The organism is Methylocystis sp. ATCC 49242, assembly GCF_000188155.2.
Classification (GTDB): domain Bacteria; phylum Pseudomonadota; class Alphaproteobacteria; order Rhizobiales; family Beijerinckiaceae; genus Methylocystis.
On the sequence record NZ_KE124774.1, the window covers coordinates 1,766,869 to 1,783,694 of the forward strand.

Sequence of the window (16,826 nt, forward strand, 5' to 3'; positions counted from 1 at the left end):
GGTTAACGTGAGCAGACTTCTTTTCGGCGCGGCGCTTTTCATCCTTTCGGCCGCGACTCTTTCGTCGCAACCCGCCCGCGCCGCCGGCTGGCATTACTATGATCCCGACTGCCCCATCGCGCTGGGCGAAAAGTCGATGAAATTCGTCGCCATGCAGCCGAAGAAGAACATCGACCGCGAATGCGTCGCCCTGCCCGACACCGGCCCGAGCGTCATCGTCCTCGACGCCTCGGACAATGAGCTGCGCGACATGAACTGGGACATTCGCATCCTGCGCAGCAAGGGGCCAAACGGCGAGGCCGACCCCGAGGCCGATGTCGTCGGGCGCCTGCCCGTGCAGAAATTCCGCAACGGGATGGTGAATTTCGATCAGGACTTCAAACAGCCCGGCAATTACGTGCTCTACGCGAAGCTCGTCAGCGACAATGGCGCCAAAAGCTACGAGGGCCGTCACCCCTTCTCCGTCGGCCTCATGACCGACGAGGAGTTCTACCTCTATATCGGCTTCGGCGTATTCGCCGTCGTCGCGGGCGGCGTCGCGTTCACAATGTGGCGGCAGGGGAAGCTGTTTTTCAGGATCCCGGATTTCTCGAAGCCGTCGTGATTGCGTTCTGCCCCCGCGGGAAGAACGCGCGGGCGCCTGTCGGGCGCCTCACCCAAACCTGTTATTCCTCGGGAACCCCCGCGGCGGCAGCCTTCCGGCTTCGGCGCGGTGGCCGATCCACTCTTTCAGCTCCAGCTTCTCGACGGTAAAGACGCGGCCCGACGAATCCGTCCATGTCAGCCCGTCGGCGAGCGAGAACACCTTTGCGTCCGCGACGCCGCCGTCCTTGTAGCGCTGCATGCGCACGCCCTTTCCGCGCGCCATGCGCGGCGCCTCCTCCAGCGGGAAGACGAGGAGCTTGCGGTTCTCGCCGATGATCGCGACATGATCGCCCGCCGCCTCCGTGACGACCTTCAGACGCGCCGGCGGTTCGACATTGAGCACGGCGCGGCCCTTTTTCGTTGACGACAGCAGATCGTCCTGCGCGACGACGAAGCCGCGCCCGTCGTCGGCGACGAGCAGCAATGACGCTTGCGGCTCATGCGGCAAGACGCGCGCGACGCTCGCATCCTCGTCGATATCCGCGAAAAGACGGATCGGCTCGCCATGCCCGCGCCCGCCCGGCAGTTTCGAGGCGTCGAGCGTATAGGCCTTGCCATTGGTGGCGAGCACGAGGATCTTCGACGTCGTCTGAGCAAAGAAGCTCGTATCCAGTTCGTCGTCGCCCTTGAACTGCAGCGTCGACAGATCTTGCACATGGCCTTTCAGCGCGCGAATCCAGCCCTTCTTCGAAACGACGACGGTGATCGGCTCGCGCTCGATCATGGCCTCCGCGAGATCGAGATCGACCGCGGCCGGCGCGTCCTCGAAGGTCGTGCGACGCTTGCCGATTTCAGTCTGAGGCCCGTAAATCTTCTTCAGCTCGCGGACCTGGGCGGCGATCGTCTTCCATTGCCTGCCGTCGTCGGCCAGCAGCGCCTCGATGTCTGCGCGCTCGTCCGTGAGTTCTTTCAGCTCGCGGCGCAGCTCCATTTCCTCGAGCTTGCGCAACGACCGCAGGCGCGTGTCGAGAATATAATCGACCTGAAGGTCGGTGAGCTTGAACGCCTTCTTCAGCTCGCCCTTGGCGTCGTCCTCCTCGCGGATGATGCGGATCACCTCGTCGAGATTGAGGAAGACGATGATCATGCCTTCCAGTTGCTCGATGCGGCGCAGGATCGCGGCGAGCCTGTGGCGCGAGCGGCGTTGCAGCACTTCGCGCCGGTGATCGAGCCACTGCCGCAGCGCCTCGTCGAGCGAGACGACGCGCGGCGTCACGCCGTCGACGAGAACATTCATGTTCATGCCGAAGCGCGTTTCGAGTTCGGAGAGCTTGAACAGCGTCTCCATCATCAGCGCCGCGTCGATGTTGCGCGAGCGCGGTTCGAGGACGATGCGCACGTCCTCCGCAGACTCGTCGCGCACGTCGGCGACGAGCGGGAGCTTGCGCTCCGAGATCAGCTCCGCAAGTTTTTCGATGAGACGCGACTTCTGCACGCCATAGGGAATTTCCGTTACGACGGCGACCCAGCCGCCGCGCGGCAGCTCCTCTTTCGTCCAGCGCGCGCGCACGCGGAAGGAGCCGCGCCCCGTGCGATAGGCCTCGACGATCTCCTCGCGCCTGTCGACGATAATGCCGCCGGTCGGAAAATCCGGCCCCTGCACGAAAGTGAGCAGCTGCTCGCTCGTCGCATTTCGATGCGAAATGAGATAGAGCGCCGCGTCGCAGAGCTCGGCGAGATTGTGCGGCGGGATCGACGTCGCCATGCCGACCGCAATGCCCTGCGCGCCATTCGCCAACATGTTCGGCAGCGCCGAGGGGAGGACGATCGGCTCCTTCTCTTCGCCTGAATAATTCGGCTTGAAGTCGATCGCGTCTTCGTCGATGCCTTCGAGCAGCCCGCGCGCGACGGACGTCATGCGCGCTTCGGTGTAGCGATAGGCGGCGGCCGAGTCGCCGTCGATATTTCCGAAATTGCCCTGCCCGTCGACGAGCGGATAGCGCGAGGAGAAATCCTGCGCGAGACGCACCAGAGCGTCATAGATCGCCTGGTCGCCATGAGGATGGAACGAGCCCATCACGTCGCCGACGATCTTCGCGCATTTCTTGAACGGCGCGCCGGGATCGAGCCGCAGCACATGCATGCCGTAGAGAATGCGACGGTGAACGGGTTTCAGACCGTCGCGCGCGTCGGGCAGGGCGCGGTCGGTGATTGTCGACAGCGCATAACGCAGGTAGCGTTCTTCCAGCGCCTCGCGCAGATCGACCGGCGTCGGAGCCGTCTCCTCGCCGCCGCCCTTGCCCCTGCCCGCCGAACCGCCCTTTTGCGCCATTCACCTGATCCTGTTGTCGCGCGCCCGCGCCCGTCCTATGAGCCGCGAGCCGACGGCGCAAGCGCGCCGTCGTCAATCCACAAGTCTAACCGCCAGCCCTGACGGCATTTTTTCTTTTACCCGAAATAGTTGCATTTTAACGCTTGCCGCGCCGCGGCCGCCTCCTTTAGAAAAGTAGCCGCTTCGATGGCGCGGCGCTATGACGCGCGAATTTCAGTCATCCCTCCAGCAAGGCGAAAATGAAGAAAATCCTTACGCTTCTGGCCATGACGTCAATTTTTGCCGGCGCCGCGCAAGCTCTCGAATTCCCGTTCTTTTCCGTCGCTGATTCGGCTCACGCCGCGCGCCGCCGCGCCGCGCCCGCGCGCGAGGAAGCCCGCAACGACGAAGGGATGCAGGCGGTGTGTCGCGAGATCCTCGTCGACACCGACGAGGGATATGGCGTGACGAGCAAGGAATCGCGAATCATCTGCGACGAACTGCGCTGAGCCGGTTCTCACGCCGCGGCCCGCGCAAGGGCGTCGATATAAAGCGCGCGTGAAGCCGGCATCGCCACGCCGCGCGGCGCCAGCACGTCGCGGGTGAGAAAATAGCCGGTCAGCCGGAAGGCGGCGGCGACGTCATCGACAGCGGCCACATCACTCGCCTCTCGCAGGAACGCCGGATAGGGCAGCAGCCGCTCCCGCCAGGGGGCGCCCGCCTCACGGCTCACCGCGCGGCCGGATTTGGGCGACACATAGGCCAGATCATCGCGCGCGCCGGTGAGCGCGCAGGCGCCGAGATCAAGGCCGAAACCGAGCGCGCCCAGCAACGCCAGTTCAAATCGCGCCATCAATGGCGCGGCGAAGTCAGCCGCATCGAGCCGGCAGGCGATGGCGTCGGCCATTTCGAACAATTCCTCGTAAGGATCGCGTTCCGGAAGCAGGCGGAGCCACGCCGCCAGCGCCGCAACGCCGTGCAGCGCCGCGCCGCGATCCAGATAACGTGCAGCGCGGGAAGCGAGCGGTTCGATGGCGAAGGCGCCGAGATGGACCTCCAGCCGCGCTCGCCAGCTGGCGACCACGAGATTGCCGGGCTGCAGGACGGGCCGCATCGCCTGCGAGCGGCCTCCCCGCACGACGCCGAGGTGGCGGCCATGCTGGCGGGTCATCAGTTCGAGAATGACGGAAGTCTCGCCGTGCTTTCGCGCGCCGATCACGAGACCCTCGTCGCGCCATTCCATTTCGGGCTCAGACCTCGGAAAGTTTTATGTCCGGCTTGTATTCCAGGTCTTCGACATCCTTGGTCAAAGCCTGTCCGCAAATGACGCGGCCCTTTGCGGAATCGAAAGTAAGCGTGGGCGAGCCATAGAGCTGCCAGCCCATGCTCAGCGCCTGTGTGACGCGATGACAGAAGGAGACGTCGTCAGGGCCGGTCAGATATCGATAGACGGTCGTGACCTTGCGTTTCTCCGACATTTTCCCTCCCCGCAGAATCTGCTTCGATCGTCGATACTACCCGCCCTTTGGAAACTCCAGACGCATTTCGCGGTAGCGCTCCGGATCGTCCGCCCAGTTTTCCCGAACCTTAACGAAGAGGAAAAGGTGAACGGGCTGCTCGGCGGCCTCCGCGATCTCGCGCCGCGCCGCCTGGCCGATGGCCTTTATGGTCTTCCCGCCCTCGCCGATGACGATGCGTTTCTGCCCCTCGCGGGTGACATAGATCGTCTGCTCGATGCGCGCCGAGCCATCCTTCTGGTTCGTCCACGAATCGGTTTCGACGGTCGACTGATAGGGCAGTTCGTCGTGCAGCCGCTCGTAGATCTGCTCGCGCGTGATCTCGGCGGCGAGCAGCCGCAGCGGCGCGTCGGAGAGCTGGTCCTCGGGGTAGAGCCACGGCCCCGGCTTCATGCGCTTTCCGAGCGCATGGCGCAGATCCCCGACGCCGTCGCCGGTGAGCGCGGAGACCATGAAGGTCTCCTCGAACTTCCCGCGCTCATTCATTTTCGCGGCGAGCGCAAGCAGCTTTTCGCGGGCGATCACGTCGATCTTGTTCAGCACCAGAATCTTCGGCGCCTTCACTTCCGCAAGCTGCGTCAGGATCGACTCGACTTCCTCATCGAGCCCCCTTCGCGCATCGACCAGCAGAGCGACGACATCGGCGTCGGTCGCGCCGGAAAGCGCGCTCGCCACCATGGCGCGGTCGAGTCGGCGCTTCGGCTTGAAGATGCCGGGCGTATCGACCAGTATGATCTGCGCCGGTCCGTCGATGGCGATGCCGCGCACGAGCGCCCGCGTCGTCTGCGCCTTGCGCGAGACGATCGACACTTTCGCGCCGACGAGCTGGTTCAATAGCGTCGACTTGCCGGCGTTGGGCGCGCCGACGAGCGCCGCGAAGCCGCAGCGCGTTTCCTGTCCAGCGGCGTTTTCTTCGGTCACGTCGATCCCTTTCCGTCCTCGACGCCCTCGCGCGCCATGAAAGCCGCCGCGGCCGCCTGTTCCGCGACACGCTTCGAGGCGCCCGCTCCCCCGGCCGATTCGAAGCCTTCTATGTCCACCGCCATCTCGAATGAGGGCGCGTGGTCCGGCCCGCTGCGCGCGATCAGCCGGTAACGCGGCGGCGGGAGCCGGCGAGCCTGCGCCCATTCCTGCAGCGCGGTCTTGGCGTCGCGCAGGTCGCGCCCCGCTTCCAGCATTTTCGGGCCAAAGCCCGCGCGCACCACACGCCCGGCGGCGTCAGCGCCGCCGTCCAGAAACACCGCGCCGATGATCGCCTCGCACACGTCGCCGAGAATCGCACGCTTCTTGCGGCCGCCGGTCTGCGCCTCGCCCTCGCCCAGCCTCATATAGGGCCCGACGCCCCAGATCTCCGCGACTTCCGCGCAGGTCTCCTTGCGCACCAGCGCGGCGAGGCGGCGCGAGAGTTCGCCCTCGCTCTCGCCGGGAAAAGCCTCGTAAAGCATGTGCGCCACGGCGAGGCCGAGCACGCGGTCGCCGAGAAACTCCAGCCGCTCGTATGACTCGGGCCGTTGCGACGACGCGCTGACATGGGTCAGCGCCCATCGCAGCAGGGACTGGTCGGCGAACCTGTGTCCGACGCTCTCCTCGAGGGCGGCGAGATCGACTTTCGCCCGCGCCATCGCGCGCTCAATGGGCCGGCTTGAACAGGCGATCCCAGCGCACCGACCACGGCCAGCGCCAGAAGGCGAGCGCGGATTCGTCCTTCTTCACCGAGAAGAAGATGATCTCCGCGCGGCCGACGAGATTGATGAAGGGCACATAGCCCACCCCGCCCAGATCCGGCGCGATGCGCGAATCGGTGGAGTTGTCGCGATTGTCGCCCATCATGAAATATTGATCCGGCGGCACGACGAAGAGTTCGGTGTTGTCGTTGATGCCGTGGTCGCCCTCGATCTCGATGATCGTGTGCTCGACGCCCGGATAGCCGTCGCCCCCCGGCAGGGTTTCCTTGTAGGTCGGAACCGGAACCTCGCGGCCTTCGCGGTTTTCGGTGCGGGCCTTCTCGATCGGCTCGCGCGGCACGATCACGCCATTGATGTAGAGGCGGCCCTCGATGACCTGGATGCGGTCGCCCGGCAGGCCGATCACGCGCTTGATGTAATCGGTCTCATTGTCGCGCGGCAGTTTGAAAACGACCACGTCGCCGCGCTTGGGCGGCGAGGAAAGGATGCGGCCCGGCAGGATGTTGGGGCCGAAGGGCATGGAGTAATTCGAATAGCCGTAGGCGTATTTCGACACGAAGACATAGTCGCCGATCAATAGCGTCGGGATCATCGAGCCTGACGGGATGTTGAAGGGCTGAAACAGCAGCGTGCGAATGACGAGCGCGATGGCGAGCGCCTGGACGATCACCTTGATCGTTTCCAGCAGACCGCCTTCTTCGTGTTTGTCAGCCACCGGGACGTTCCTGCTCAAGCCGCCTCACTCCTTTGTCGTTGGGCGGCGTCGGCCTGCCCGGCTTGCCCCGCTTAGCACGCCACGGCCTCAATGAGAACCTGCGCTTGCGCGAGAGGATATTCGTCCGTGAGCGTCAGATGGATGACGGCGCGCATGCCCGGCGGGGTCATCTCCTCCAGCCGCGCGGCCGCGCCCCCGGTGAGCGCCATGGTCGGCCGGCCGGAGGGAAGGTTCACGACCCCCATGTCCCTCCAGAACACGCCCTGTCTTATGCCTGTGCCGAGCGCCTTGGCGCAGGCCTCCTTGGCGGCGAAGCGCTTGGCGTAGGTGGCGGCGCGCGCCGCGCGGCGATCCGACTTCGCGCGCTCTATGTCCGTGTAGATCCGGCGCGTGAAACGCTGCCCGTAACGCTCGAGCGCCCGCTCGATGCGGCGGATGTCGCAGAGATCATTGCCGAAGCCGAGAATCATCGAAGCTGCGCCTTTCCACGCGCCTTACCCTTCGAGACGCGCGCCCGGCGCGCTCCTCGGGATGAGGAAGCCGGCTCTTGCCAGGCGGCGCGTCATGCGGCGCTCGCCCTGCCGTCGTCCATCGCGCGCCGCATCTGCCGGATGGCCTCGGCGAGACCGACGAAGACCGCTTCGCCGATGAGGAAATGGCCGATGTTCAGCTCGACGATCTGCGGCAGGGCCGAAACGCGGCGCGCGGTCTCATAGTCGAGCCCGTGCCCGGCGTGGACCTCGATGCCGCGCTCAGCGGCGTAGGCGGCGGCCTTTTCGACGCGCGCGAACTCCCGCTCCGCAAGGGCGAGATCGCGCACCTCCACCGCATGGCACCAGGCCCCCGTGTGAAGCTCCACGACCGGCGCCCTGATCGATACGGCGGCGTCGATCGCCTCCTCCGATGGCTCGATGAACAGCGAAACCCTTATGCCGCCGCGCGCGAGCTGATCGACATAGGGCGCGAGATAGTCATGCCCGCCCACGACGTCGAGCCCGCCCTCGGTCGTGCGCTCGGTGCGCTTTTCGGGAACGAGACAGACGGCGTGCGGCGCGGTGGCGAGCGCGATGTCGAGCATCTGCCCGGTCGCGGCCATCTCGAAATTGAGCGGCCGGGTGATGGCGGCCTTGAGCCGCGCCATGTCGGCGTCGTTGATGTGGCGGCGATCCTCGCGCAGATGCGCCGTAATGCCGTCGGCGCCGGCTTCGATAGCGAGCAGCGCCGCCCGCACGGGGTCGGGGCGCGGCCCGCCGCGGGCGTTGCGGATGGTGGCGACGTGATCGACGTTGACGCCGAGACGGAGGGATTTGGTGTTCATGCGGCTTTCTTAGCGCGCGCGGGGGGCGATTGCCATTGGGGCGGGCGGCGGACGCCAGGCTTTCCGCAGGAAGTCTTGTACAAGAAAAGTCTACAGAAATCAGGAGCATGATCCTGGCGCAAATCTCGATTTACACAAATTTCCATGAATCAATGTGGGGATTGGTCATAGAGTCGTATTCGCTGGTAAATAAATATAATGTATAAATCGGCCTTACTTGGGATAAACTTAATCTTTGCAATAAGGAGTTGGTAAATGAAAGCTCGAGGTCTCGCGGCTTCTTTAGCCGTGACTGTCATGCTTTTCGCAGGCGCGGCGTTTGCGAAAGTTCCCTATTTCGCCGCCAAATGCCCAACGGACATCTCCGTCGAAACCGACCGGGCCGGCCGCGCTTATCTGAACGGAAAAAGAGCGACGGTCCGCTCGAAGAACGCGAATTATTCCGAGATCGTAGGGGGCGGCGTCACCATCAGCGTTGCGCGGGATTCGGGTTCGCTGATCGTCTCCTATACCGGGCCGCACAGAGCCAATGGCGTGTGCCAGGTCGTTGAACAGGAGACTGTCGAGAGCGCCCCGTCGGAGCCAGCCAGGCCGGAGTCGGCCAAGGTTTACGACGACGTGCCGAAGCGCGACAAGCAAGCCTGCCTGAAGGCGGTGAAGAAGACGACGCACAATCCGAAAGTGGTGGTGATCAGCGCCGTCTCATCGGAGGCGAACAACACCGTGACGGTCGGCGTCGGCGCGGAGAAAGCGCCGTGGCGCTGTCTCGTCAAGCGCGGCAAGGTCGCCGATGTGATGTCCCAGACAGATGAAGGCGCCCTCTGATCGACAATGCGCGGCGGCTCGATCCGCCGCGCTCCTCACCCGATCACCCGCTCCACCTTGCTCACCAGCGGGCTCGCGCGCAGCCGGGCGATGACATCCGTCAGGTGCTTCAGATCCGCCACTTCGAGATCGAAGGTCATTTCGCGGAAGTCCGGCGAATGGGCGCGGAAGCTGATGTTGTCGATATTGGCGCCCGTCTCGCCGATCAGCGTCGCGAGCGCCCCGAGCGAACCCGGCTCGTTCATCGCCGTTGCGACGATGCGCGCGGGGAAGAGTTCGCGCGTGTCGGCGTCGATGTCCCAGCGCACGTCGAGCCAGCGGTCGGGCTGGTCGTCGAAGGCGGTGAGGGATGGCGACTGGATCGGATAGATGGTGATGCCCTCGCCCGGCGTGAGAATGCCGACGATGCGGTCGCCCGGCACGGCGCCGCCCTCGGGCGCGAAGCGCACGGGCGCGTCGCCGCGCAGCCCGCGGATCGGGATGGCTCCCGGCGCGCCGTCGACGGCGTCCGGGGCCTTGAACACGACATTGGCGTTGGCCTTGACGCCGAACCAGCCCGGCTCGCCCGGCCCCATCGGCGTCGGGCCGCCTTTGCGCTCCTCGCTGAAGTCTGGATAGACGGCCTTCACCACGTCGCCGGAATAGATTTCCCCGCGCCCCACCGCCGCCAGCACATCGTCGATCGACGGCCGCGCCAGCCGCGTCAGCACGGCCTTCAGCTTGTCGTCCGAATAGGCGCGGCCCGCGCGCTCGAAGGCCCGCTCGATGATCTGCCGGCCAAGCCCCGCATATTGCTGGCGCACGGCCTCGCGCGTGGCGCGGCGTATGGCGGCGCGCGCCTTGCCGGTGACCACCGCGGCCTCCCACGCCGCCGGCGGAACATGCCCGTCGGCGCGGATGATCTCGACCTCGTCGCCGTTCTGCAAAGGCGACAGGACCGGCGCGACGCGGCCGTTGATCTTGGCGCCCACCGCCGAATTGCCGAGCTTGGTGTGCACGGCGTAGGCGAAATCGATCGGCGTCGCGCCGCGCGGCAGGGCGATCAGCCCGCCCTTGGGCGTGAAGCAGAAGACCTGATCCTGGAACAATTCGAGCCGCGTGTGCTCCAGAAACTCCTCGGGATGGCTGTCGCCATGGGCGAGCAGCTCCAGCGTCTCCTGCAGCCAGCGGAAGGCGCGGCTTTCCTTCGCCAGCTCCTCGCGGCCTTCTTCGCCGGTCGCGTCCTTGTAGAGCGCATGGGCGGCGATGCCGAAGCGTGCGATCTCGTGCATCTCCGCCGTCCGGATCTGCAGTTCGACGCGCTGATGGCCGGGGCCGATGACAGTGGTGTGGATCGAGCGATAGTCGTTCTGCTTGGGCGTCGAGATGTAGTCCTTGAAGCGCCCCGGAACATTCGGCCATTTGGTGTGAATGACGCCGAGCGCGCGATAGCAGTCCTCCACCGCGCCGACGATGATGCGGAAACCGAAAATATCCGAGAGCTGCTCGAAGGAGACGGATTTGCGCTCCATCTTGCGCCACACGGAATAAGGCGTCTTCTGCCGCCCGGTGACCGCCGCCTCTATTCCGCGCCTCGAAAATTCCTTTGTCAGCTCGTCTTCGATGCGCTTGATGATGCGGCCGTTCTTCGTGCGCAGATCATGCAGCCGCTCTTCGATCGTCTGATAGGCCTCGGGCATCAGATGGCGAAAGGCGAGGCCTTCCAGCTCCTCGCGCAGGCGCTGCATGCCCATGCGGCCGGCGAGCGGCGCATAGATGTCGAGCGTCTCCTGCGAGATCCGGGCGCGCTTTTCCTGCGGCACGAAATGCAGCGTGCGCATGTTGTGCAGACGGTCGGCGAGCTTTACGAGCAGCACGCGCACGTCTTCCGCGACGGCGAGGAGAAGCTTGCGGAAATTCTCTCCCTGCCGCGCCTGCTTGGAGACGAGATCCAGCTTCTCGATCTTGGTGAGGCCGTCGACGAGCTTGCCGATCTGCTCGCCGAAAAGACGATCTATCTCCTCGCGGGTCGTCTCGGTGTCTTCGATCGTGTCGTGCAGCACCGCCGCGACGATCGTCGCGTCGTCGAGCTTGAGATCGGTAAGGATCGCCGCGACTTCCAGCGGATGGGAGAAATAGGGGTCGCCCGAAGCGCGGGTCTGCTGCCCATGCGCCTTCATGGCGTAGACATAGGCCCGGTTGAGCAAATCTTCGTCGACGCGCGGATTATATTTCCGCACTCGCTCGACGAGTTCATATTGACGCATCATGCGCGACAGCCGCCGACCTGCAGCGCGGCCGGCGCCGCCGCCGCGTTCGACGCAAGCTACGCGCTACGCGACAAACGACGCCCGGCCGCTGGGAGTTTTCAACAGTGTAGACCAGCTTGGCGGCGGTCTCAAACAGGAGAAGCCGAAAACCGCGCCTCGTTGGCGAAGACGGGGCTTACTCGCCCTCGTCCTCGACCTCGGCCGGGGGCACGAGCCCTTCGAGGCCGCGCAGCAGGTCTTCCTCGGTCATGCGATCGAACTGGGCTTCGCCCTCGAAGTCGCCTGCGCCCGACGCCGGCGTCAGCGCCGGAGCGGCCTCGGCCTCGGGCTCGTCCACTTCGACATGGCGCTGCAACGAGTGGATGAAGTCTTCCGACAGATCCTCGGGAGCGAGCGCCGACTCGGCGATCTCGCGCAAGGCGACGACCGGGTTTTTGTCGCGGTCGCGCTCGACGAGAATCTGCTGGCCAGAGGAAATCAGCCGCGCCCGATGCGCCGCGAGAAGAACGAGATCGAAGCGGTTCTCGATCTTGTCAATGCAATCTTCGACGGTGACGCGCGCCATCTGATGCAGAACTCCTGTAAGGAAGGGGAATAAAGGCTGATACGCCAGAATCCCCGGTTAATCAACAGCGACGACTCAATCCAGGCATCGGGGGCCGCCTCAGCCGCGCATGACGCTTCTTTCGTAGAGAGCTCCACATATCGTAGAAAGCTCCGTACTTTTCCGGAATTTTTGAATTGATTTTAAGCGCTGCAAGGATTTAGATAGGTTGATCTCGGAGAAACTTTGTTAAAATTATTGTCAACGGCAATTGCCGCGCTTGACCTGTCGCATCTTCGGGGCAATCTATCCGTATAACAGGTTAGGCGACGATGCGCCTGCAAGCGTGCGAGTTTTGGCCGGAATTGTCAACTCTCCTTCAGATTGCAAGTGCGCGCCCATCAAAACGCAAGAATTGAATCGGGCGAGAGAGCCGAACGTAGGAAGAAGGCAAGACGACCCTGCGAACGCCGCTGTGGGTTGACGGCGTTATTTAAAAGTCGTCATGTCATCTCAGCATAAACCCGACCGTGAGAACGAAATGGCTGATATCGAGCGAATTGCATTATTCATTGACGGCGCGAATCTCTATGCGACCGCGAAATCGCTGGGATTCGACATCGACTACAAGCGCCTGCTCCGTGAGTTCCAGGGCAAGGGCCGCCTCATCCGCGCCTTCTATTACACCGCGCTGATCGAGGATCAGGAATATTCGTCGATTCGCCCGCTCATCGACTGGCTGGACTACAACGGCTACGCCGTCGTCACCAAGCCGACGAAGGAATTCGTGGATTCTCTCGGCCGCCGCAAGGTGAAGGGCAATATGGACATCGAGCTCGCTGTCGACGCGATGGAGATGGCCGAGCATATCGACCACATGGTGCTCTTCTCCGGCGACGGCGATTTCCGCTCGCTGGTCGAGGCCGTGCAGCGCAAGGGCGTGCGCGTCTCCGTGATCTCCACGATCACCACGCAGCCGCCGATGATCGCCGACGAACTGCGCCGCCAGGCGGACGAATTCATCGACCTGATCCACCTCGTCAGCAAGATCGGCCGCGATCCGGGCGAGCGCGCCGAGCGCATGCAGCGCTACCAGGAGCGCCGGCCCATGCCGCAGACCGCTCCGGCGGGCCATGAGGAAGACGAGGAGTAATCCTCCTCGTCAGGCTTCCTTCTGCGAATTCCAAAGCCCGGCGCCTCCGCCGGGCTTATCCTTTGTCGCGCATCAGCCGGCCTTTTTCGCGGCTCCAGTCGCGCTTCTTCTCCACCTCGCGCTTGTCGTGCAGCTTCTTGCCGCGACCCATCGCAATCGTCAGTTTCGCGCGGCCCTTTGCATTGAAATAGAGCTTCAGCGGCACGATGGTCATGCCCTCGCGCTCCACGGCCTGCGCCAGCTTCGCCAGCTCGCGCTTCTTGAGCAGCAGCTTTCGCAGGCGCTTGGGCTCGTGGTTGAAGCGGTTCCCCGCGAGATATTCGGGAATATTTGCGTTGACCAGCCAGGCTTCGCCCTGCCGGTCGACGTGGCAATAGCTTTCGGCGATCGTCGCCTTGCCGGTGCGCAGCGACTTCACCTCCGTGCCGGTCAGCGAAATCCCGGCCTCGAAGGTTTCGCCGATCTCGTAATGGAAGCGCGCCTTGCGGTTGTCGGCGACGACCTTGAAATTCGGGTCCTGCTTCGGGGCCACGGAATTTCCTTAGGCCGGAAGCACGCCGGCGTGAACCATGGCGGCGCGGATGCGGTCCCTGGTCGCCTGCGTGGAGGGAACCAGCGGCAGGCGCACCTCCTCCTTCGCCTTGCCGAGCAGCGACAGGCCATATTTCGCGCCCGTCACGCCCGCCTCCAGGAATGTGGCGACGTGCAGCGGCACGAGCCTGTCCTGAATCTCCAGCGCCTTTGCGAAATCGCCGGCGAGGCAGGCGTTCTGCAAATCCGCGCAGAGGCGCGGCGCAATATTCGCGACGACCGAAATGCACCCATGGGCGCCCGCCGCCATGCAGGCCAGCGCGGTGAGATCGTCGCCCGAAAGCTGGATGAAGTCGGGCCCCATCGCCTCGCGCTGAAGTGAGATGCGACCGATGTTGCCGGTCGCGTCCTTCACGCCGACGATGTTTTTCAGTTCGGACAGCCGCCGCATCGTGTCCACGCTCATGTCGATGACCGAGCGCGGCGGGATGTTGTAGATGATGATCGGGATCGAGACGGCGTCGTTGATCGCCTTGAAGTGCAGATAAAGCCCTTCCTGATTGGGCTTGTTGTAATAGGGCGTCACGATCAGCAGGGCGTCGGCCCCCGCCCGCTCGGCGTGGCCCGCGAGCGCGATCGCCTCGCGCGTGTTGTTCGAGCCGGCGCCGGCGATCACCGGGACGCGGCCGCGCGCGGCGCGGATGGTCTCGGTGATGACGCGGCCGTGCTCCTCATGGCTCAGCGTCGGGCTTTCGCCGGTCGTGCCGACCGGCACGAGGCCATGCGTGCCGCTCTCGATCTGCCAGTCGACAAGCGCCCGCAGCGCGTCGAAATCGACCTCTCCATTGGCAAAGGGGGTGACGAGAGCTGTGATCGACCCATGAAAAATCGGCTTTTTACTCATAGAATCAGAGCTTTCCCCGCGCCTCACAGCCGCCGTATTCGCGTCCGTATGATGGAAGACGTCTTTCATAGCCGCTGGGGGCGCCCGAGAAAAGCCCTTGCGAGCGCTCCGGTGTCGATAACCGTCGGCGGGGAGTTGGTTAACGCTCCGTAAACGAAATGAGAGCAGCCTTTGCGCAACAACGGAAGTGCAGTTCGATGATGTTGCCCTCTCGCGTCTCGACGCGCCTCAAGCTCCTTTCAACGGCGACCGCGATCGCGCTGATCACGCCCGCTTTCACGGGCTTCAGCGACATGGGCGACGGCGAGGCGAAACGCACGGAGAATCGCTGGATTCCCTCCGTCCCCTTCAGCCTCGGCGCGTGGCGTTCGCGCGTCGGCTCGCTCGAGGAGTCGCTGCGCGGATTCGTCACCGGCGTCCCCGCCGGCACGGAGGAGGCGCACCCGCCGCAGGCCGCGCTTTTCGGCGCCGATGACGGCCCGCTCTCGCCGCTCGCGGCCTATGCCCCCGCAGACGGATGGCTGAAGGGCGGAACGGGTCCGAGCCCTCTCGATCCTGCAAAACTGCTCGGCGACGACTCCGAAGTCTTCGCCCAGACGCTCGCCTTCTACAAGGCCGGCGATTTCGCCGCCGCCGAACAGGCCGCGGCGAATCTGCAGGCGAAGCTTCCCGACACCGCCGCGCGGTGGGGGGGCCTGCGGCTCCATCCCAGGGAGGCGGGCTTCAAGCGCATCGCGGGCTTCCTCGCCGACCATCCCGACTGGCCCGCCGCCGAATGGCTGCGCAAGCGCGCCGAGGAATCGCTCGTCGCCGAGCATCAGGCCGACAAGGTCGTGAGGGCGTGGTTCGCCGACTCGAAGCCCATTACCGCTTACGGCAAATATGCGCTGGCGAAGGCGCTGGCTCGCGACGGCGATTTCGAGGCGGCCGCGCGGCTCGCCCGCGACGCCTGGCGCGAGGACGACCTCGGCCAGAGCTTCGAGACCATGTTCCGCAAGGATCTCGGCGACTTTCTCACGGTCGAAGACCATAAATACCGCGCCGACCGGCTACTCTATTCGGGCAAGAACGCCCTCGCCCTGCGCGCCGCCGAACTCGCCGGCAAGGACGTGACGCTGCTCGCCCGCGTCCGCGCCGCCGCCTGGGGCGGCGCCGGCGGCGACAGGCTCTACGCCTCCGTCCCGCCGTCGCTGCAGAATGATCCGGGACTGCTCTTCTCGCGCGTCCATTCGCTGACCAACGCCAAGAAATACGCCGAGGCGGCCGCCCTGCTGCGCAAGGCGCCGCAGGAGCCCGAGCGCGTCATCGACGGCGACGCCTGGTGGGCGGAGCGCCGTCAGGTCTCGCGCAAGGTTCTGGATATGGGCGACGCCGAGACCGCCTATGTCATCGCCGCGCAGCACCGCGCCAGGTCGACGAGCAACAAGGTCGAGGCGGAATTTCAGGCGGGCTGGATCGCGCTGCGCTTCCTCGACGATCCGGCCCGCGCCTCACGCCATTTCGCAACGCTCGAACAGGTCGCCGAGACGCCGCTCCAGAAGTCGCGCGCGCTCTACTGGCGCGGCCGCGCCTATGAGGCGATGCGGACGCCGGAAGACGACGCGCGGGCGCGCGGCTTCTATCAGATGGCCGCCGCCCATTCGACGACCTTCTATGGCCAGCTGGCCAATGCGAAGCTCGGCGCCGCCGACAAGCCGCTGCGCACGCCGCCCGAAGCGACGAAGGGCGACCAGCGCCATGAGGCGGTCCGCGTCGTGGAGCTTCTGCTCGCGACCGGCGACAAGGAAATCGCCGCGCCCCTCGCCCTCGAGGCGGCGAAGAATGTCGCCGATCCGAAACATGTCGCCGCGCTGGGCGAGGTGATCGCGAGCCAGCGCGACGCGAAGCTCTCGCTAATCTTCGGCAAGAGCGCCTCATATCGCGGCGTGCCGCTCGACGACGTCGCCTTCCCCTCCTATGGCGTGCCGAATTTCGAGGCCCTGCCGAAATCCGCGTCGCGTTCGGTCGTCTACGCCATCGCGCGGCAGGAGAGCGCCTTCGATCCGAAGGCCGTTTCCTCCGCAGGGGCGATGGGGCTGATGCAGATGATCGCCTCCACCGCGCGCCATACGGCCTATCAGCACGGCGTCGGCTTCGACCTCTCGCGCATGCTGAACGAGCCCGCCTTCAATGCGCAGCTCGGCGCCGCGCATCTGGGGATTCTGCTCGGCGAATACAGGGGCGCCTATCTCCTCACCTTCGCGGCCTACAACGCCGGCGGCGGACGCGTGAAGCAGTGGATTGACGCCTATGGCGATCCGCGCAAGCCGAACGTCGATCCGATCGACTGGGTCGAGCGCATCCCGATCACCGAGACGCGCAATTACGTGCAGCGCGTGATGGAGAATTTCGTCGTATATCGCGCGAAATTCGGCGACACGGACACGCGCGCGCCGCAAATGGAGCTGGCGCGGGCCGGCGACGGATTATAAGGCGAGCTCTCCCGCCGC

At 65.0% G+C, this 16,826-nt stretch carries 17 protein-coding genes; 5 read left to right on the forward strand and 12 right to left on the reverse strand.

Going from position 1 to position 16,826, the window contains the following annotated elements:
- Window positions 1–7 precede the first annotated feature (7 nt).
- Complete coding sequence (locus MET49242_RS10840; RefSeq protein ID WP_036282891.1) at window positions 8–604, forward strand: hypothetical protein; 597 nt, start codon at window positions 8–10, stop codon at window positions 602–604.
- 48 nt (window positions 605–652) lie between these two features.
- On the opposite strand, the gene parC is transcribed toward MET49242_RS10840, so the two are convergent.
- On the reverse strand, window positions 653–2,917 hold the full coding sequence (gene parC, locus MET49242_RS10845; protein WP_036282893.1) for a DNA topoisomerase IV subunit A: 2,265 nt from the start codon (window positions 2,915–2,917) through the stop codon (window positions 653–655).
- A 239-nt stretch (window positions 2,918–3,156) separates the two neighbouring features.
- Between parC and MET49242_RS10850 the strand changes: the two genes are divergently transcribed.
- Complete coding sequence (locus tag MET49242_RS10850; protein WP_192815593.1) at window positions 3,157–3,405, forward strand: hypothetical protein; 249 nt, start codon at window positions 3,157–3,159, stop codon at window positions 3,403–3,405.
- 8 nt (window positions 3,406–3,413) lie between these two features.
- On the opposite strand, the gene recO is transcribed toward MET49242_RS10850, so the two are convergent.
- From recO to MET49242_RS10885, 7 genes are all read right to left on the reverse strand, one after another.
- On the reverse strand, window positions 3,414–4,139 hold the full coding sequence (gene recO / locus MET49242_RS10855) for a DNA repair protein RecO (RefSeq protein ID WP_036282895.1): 726 nt from the start codon (window positions 4,137–4,139) through the stop codon (window positions 3,414–3,416).
- A gap of 7 nt (window positions 4,140–4,146) precedes the next feature.
- Complete coding sequence (locus MET49242_RS10860) at window positions 4,147–4,374, reverse strand: DUF1737 domain-containing protein (RefSeq protein WP_036282897.1); 228 nt, start codon at window positions 4,372–4,374, stop codon at window positions 4,147–4,149.
- 36 nt (window positions 4,375–4,410) lie between these two features.
- Window positions 4,411–5,334: a GTPase Era gene (gene era, locus MET49242_RS10865; protein WP_051134133.1), complete on the reverse strand. Its 924-nt coding sequence runs from the start codon at window positions 5,332–5,334 to the stop codon at window positions 4,411–4,413.
- The gene (rnc, locus tag MET49242_RS10870; RefSeq protein ID WP_036282899.1) at window positions 5,331–6,035 is read right to left on the reverse strand and encodes a ribonuclease III; all 705 of its coding nucleotides are present in this window, start codon (window positions 6,033–6,035) and stop codon (window positions 5,331–5,333) included. Before rnc ends, era begins: the two co-directional genes overlap by 4 nt.
- A 7-nt stretch (window positions 6,036–6,042) precedes the next feature.
- A complete protein-coding gene (gene lepB / locus MET49242_RS10875) occupies window positions 6,043–6,813 on the reverse strand; it encodes a signal peptidase I (RefSeq protein WP_036282901.1) in 771 nt (256 codons plus the stop codon).
- A 71-nt stretch (window positions 6,814–6,884) separates the two neighbouring features.
- On the reverse strand, window positions 6,885–7,283 hold the full coding sequence (gene acpS / locus MET49242_RS10880) for a holo-ACP synthase (RefSeq protein ID WP_036282903.1): 399 nt from the start codon (window positions 7,281–7,283) through the stop codon (window positions 6,885–6,887).
- Window positions 7,284–7,375: 92 nt separating this feature from the next.
- Window positions 7,376–8,131: a pyridoxine 5'-phosphate synthase gene (locus tag MET49242_RS10885; protein WP_036282904.1), complete on the reverse strand. Its 756-nt coding sequence runs from the start codon at window positions 8,129–8,131 to the stop codon at window positions 7,376–7,378.
- Window positions 8,132–8,386: 255 nt separating this feature from the next.
- Here MET49242_RS10885 and MET49242_RS23350 point away from each other — a divergent pair, with 255 nt between their 5' ends.
- The gene (locus MET49242_RS23350; RefSeq protein ID WP_144259587.1) at window positions 8,387–8,956 is read left to right on the forward strand and encodes a hypothetical protein; all 570 of its coding nucleotides are present in this window, start codon (window positions 8,387–8,389) and stop codon (window positions 8,954–8,956) included.
- Between the two features lie 35 nt (window positions 8,957–8,991).
- Here the strand turns inward: MET49242_RS23350 and MET49242_RS10895 are convergent, their stop codons facing one another.
- Together MET49242_RS10895 and rpoZ are read right to left on the reverse strand one after the other, a co-directional pair.
- Complete coding sequence (locus MET49242_RS10895; protein WP_036282906.1) at window positions 8,992–11,205, reverse strand: bifunctional (p)ppGpp synthetase/guanosine-3',5'-bis(diphosphate) 3'-pyrophosphohydrolase; 2,214 nt, start codon at window positions 11,203–11,205, stop codon at window positions 8,992–8,994.
- A 175-nt stretch (window positions 11,206–11,380) separates the two neighbouring features.
- Window positions 11,381–11,770, reverse strand: a complete 390-nt coding sequence (gene rpoZ / locus MET49242_RS10900; RefSeq protein ID WP_036282907.1) for a DNA-directed RNA polymerase subunit omega — start codon at window positions 11,768–11,770, stop codon at window positions 11,381–11,383.
- Between the two features lie 520 nt (window positions 11,771–12,290).
- On the opposite strand from rpoZ, the gene MET49242_RS10905 reads away from it, so the two are divergent.
- A complete protein-coding gene (locus tag MET49242_RS10905; RefSeq protein WP_036282909.1) occupies window positions 12,291–12,902 on the forward strand; it encodes an NYN domain-containing protein in 612 nt (203 codons plus the stop codon).
- Between the two features lie 55 nt (window positions 12,903–12,957).
- On the opposite strand, the gene smpB is transcribed toward MET49242_RS10905, so the two are convergent.
- Complete coding sequence (gene smpB / locus MET49242_RS10910; RefSeq protein ID WP_036282911.1) at window positions 12,958–13,434, reverse strand: SsrA-binding protein SmpB; 477 nt, start codon at window positions 13,432–13,434, stop codon at window positions 12,958–12,960.
- A 9-nt stretch (window positions 13,435–13,443) separates the two neighbouring features.
- Complete coding sequence (dapA, locus tag MET49242_RS10915; protein ID WP_036287723.1) at window positions 13,444–14,337, reverse strand: 4-hydroxy-tetrahydrodipicolinate synthase; 894 nt, start codon at window positions 14,335–14,337, stop codon at window positions 13,444–13,446.
- A 197-nt stretch (window positions 14,338–14,534) separates the two neighbouring features.
- On the opposite strand from dapA, the gene MET49242_RS26445 reads away from it, so the two are divergent.
- Window positions 14,535–16,808, forward strand: a complete 2,274-nt coding sequence (locus tag MET49242_RS26445) for a lytic transglycosylase domain-containing protein (RefSeq protein WP_036282913.1) — start codon at window positions 14,535–14,537, stop codon at window positions 16,806–16,808.
- The last annotated feature ends 18 nt before the right edge of the window (window positions 16,809–16,826 follow it).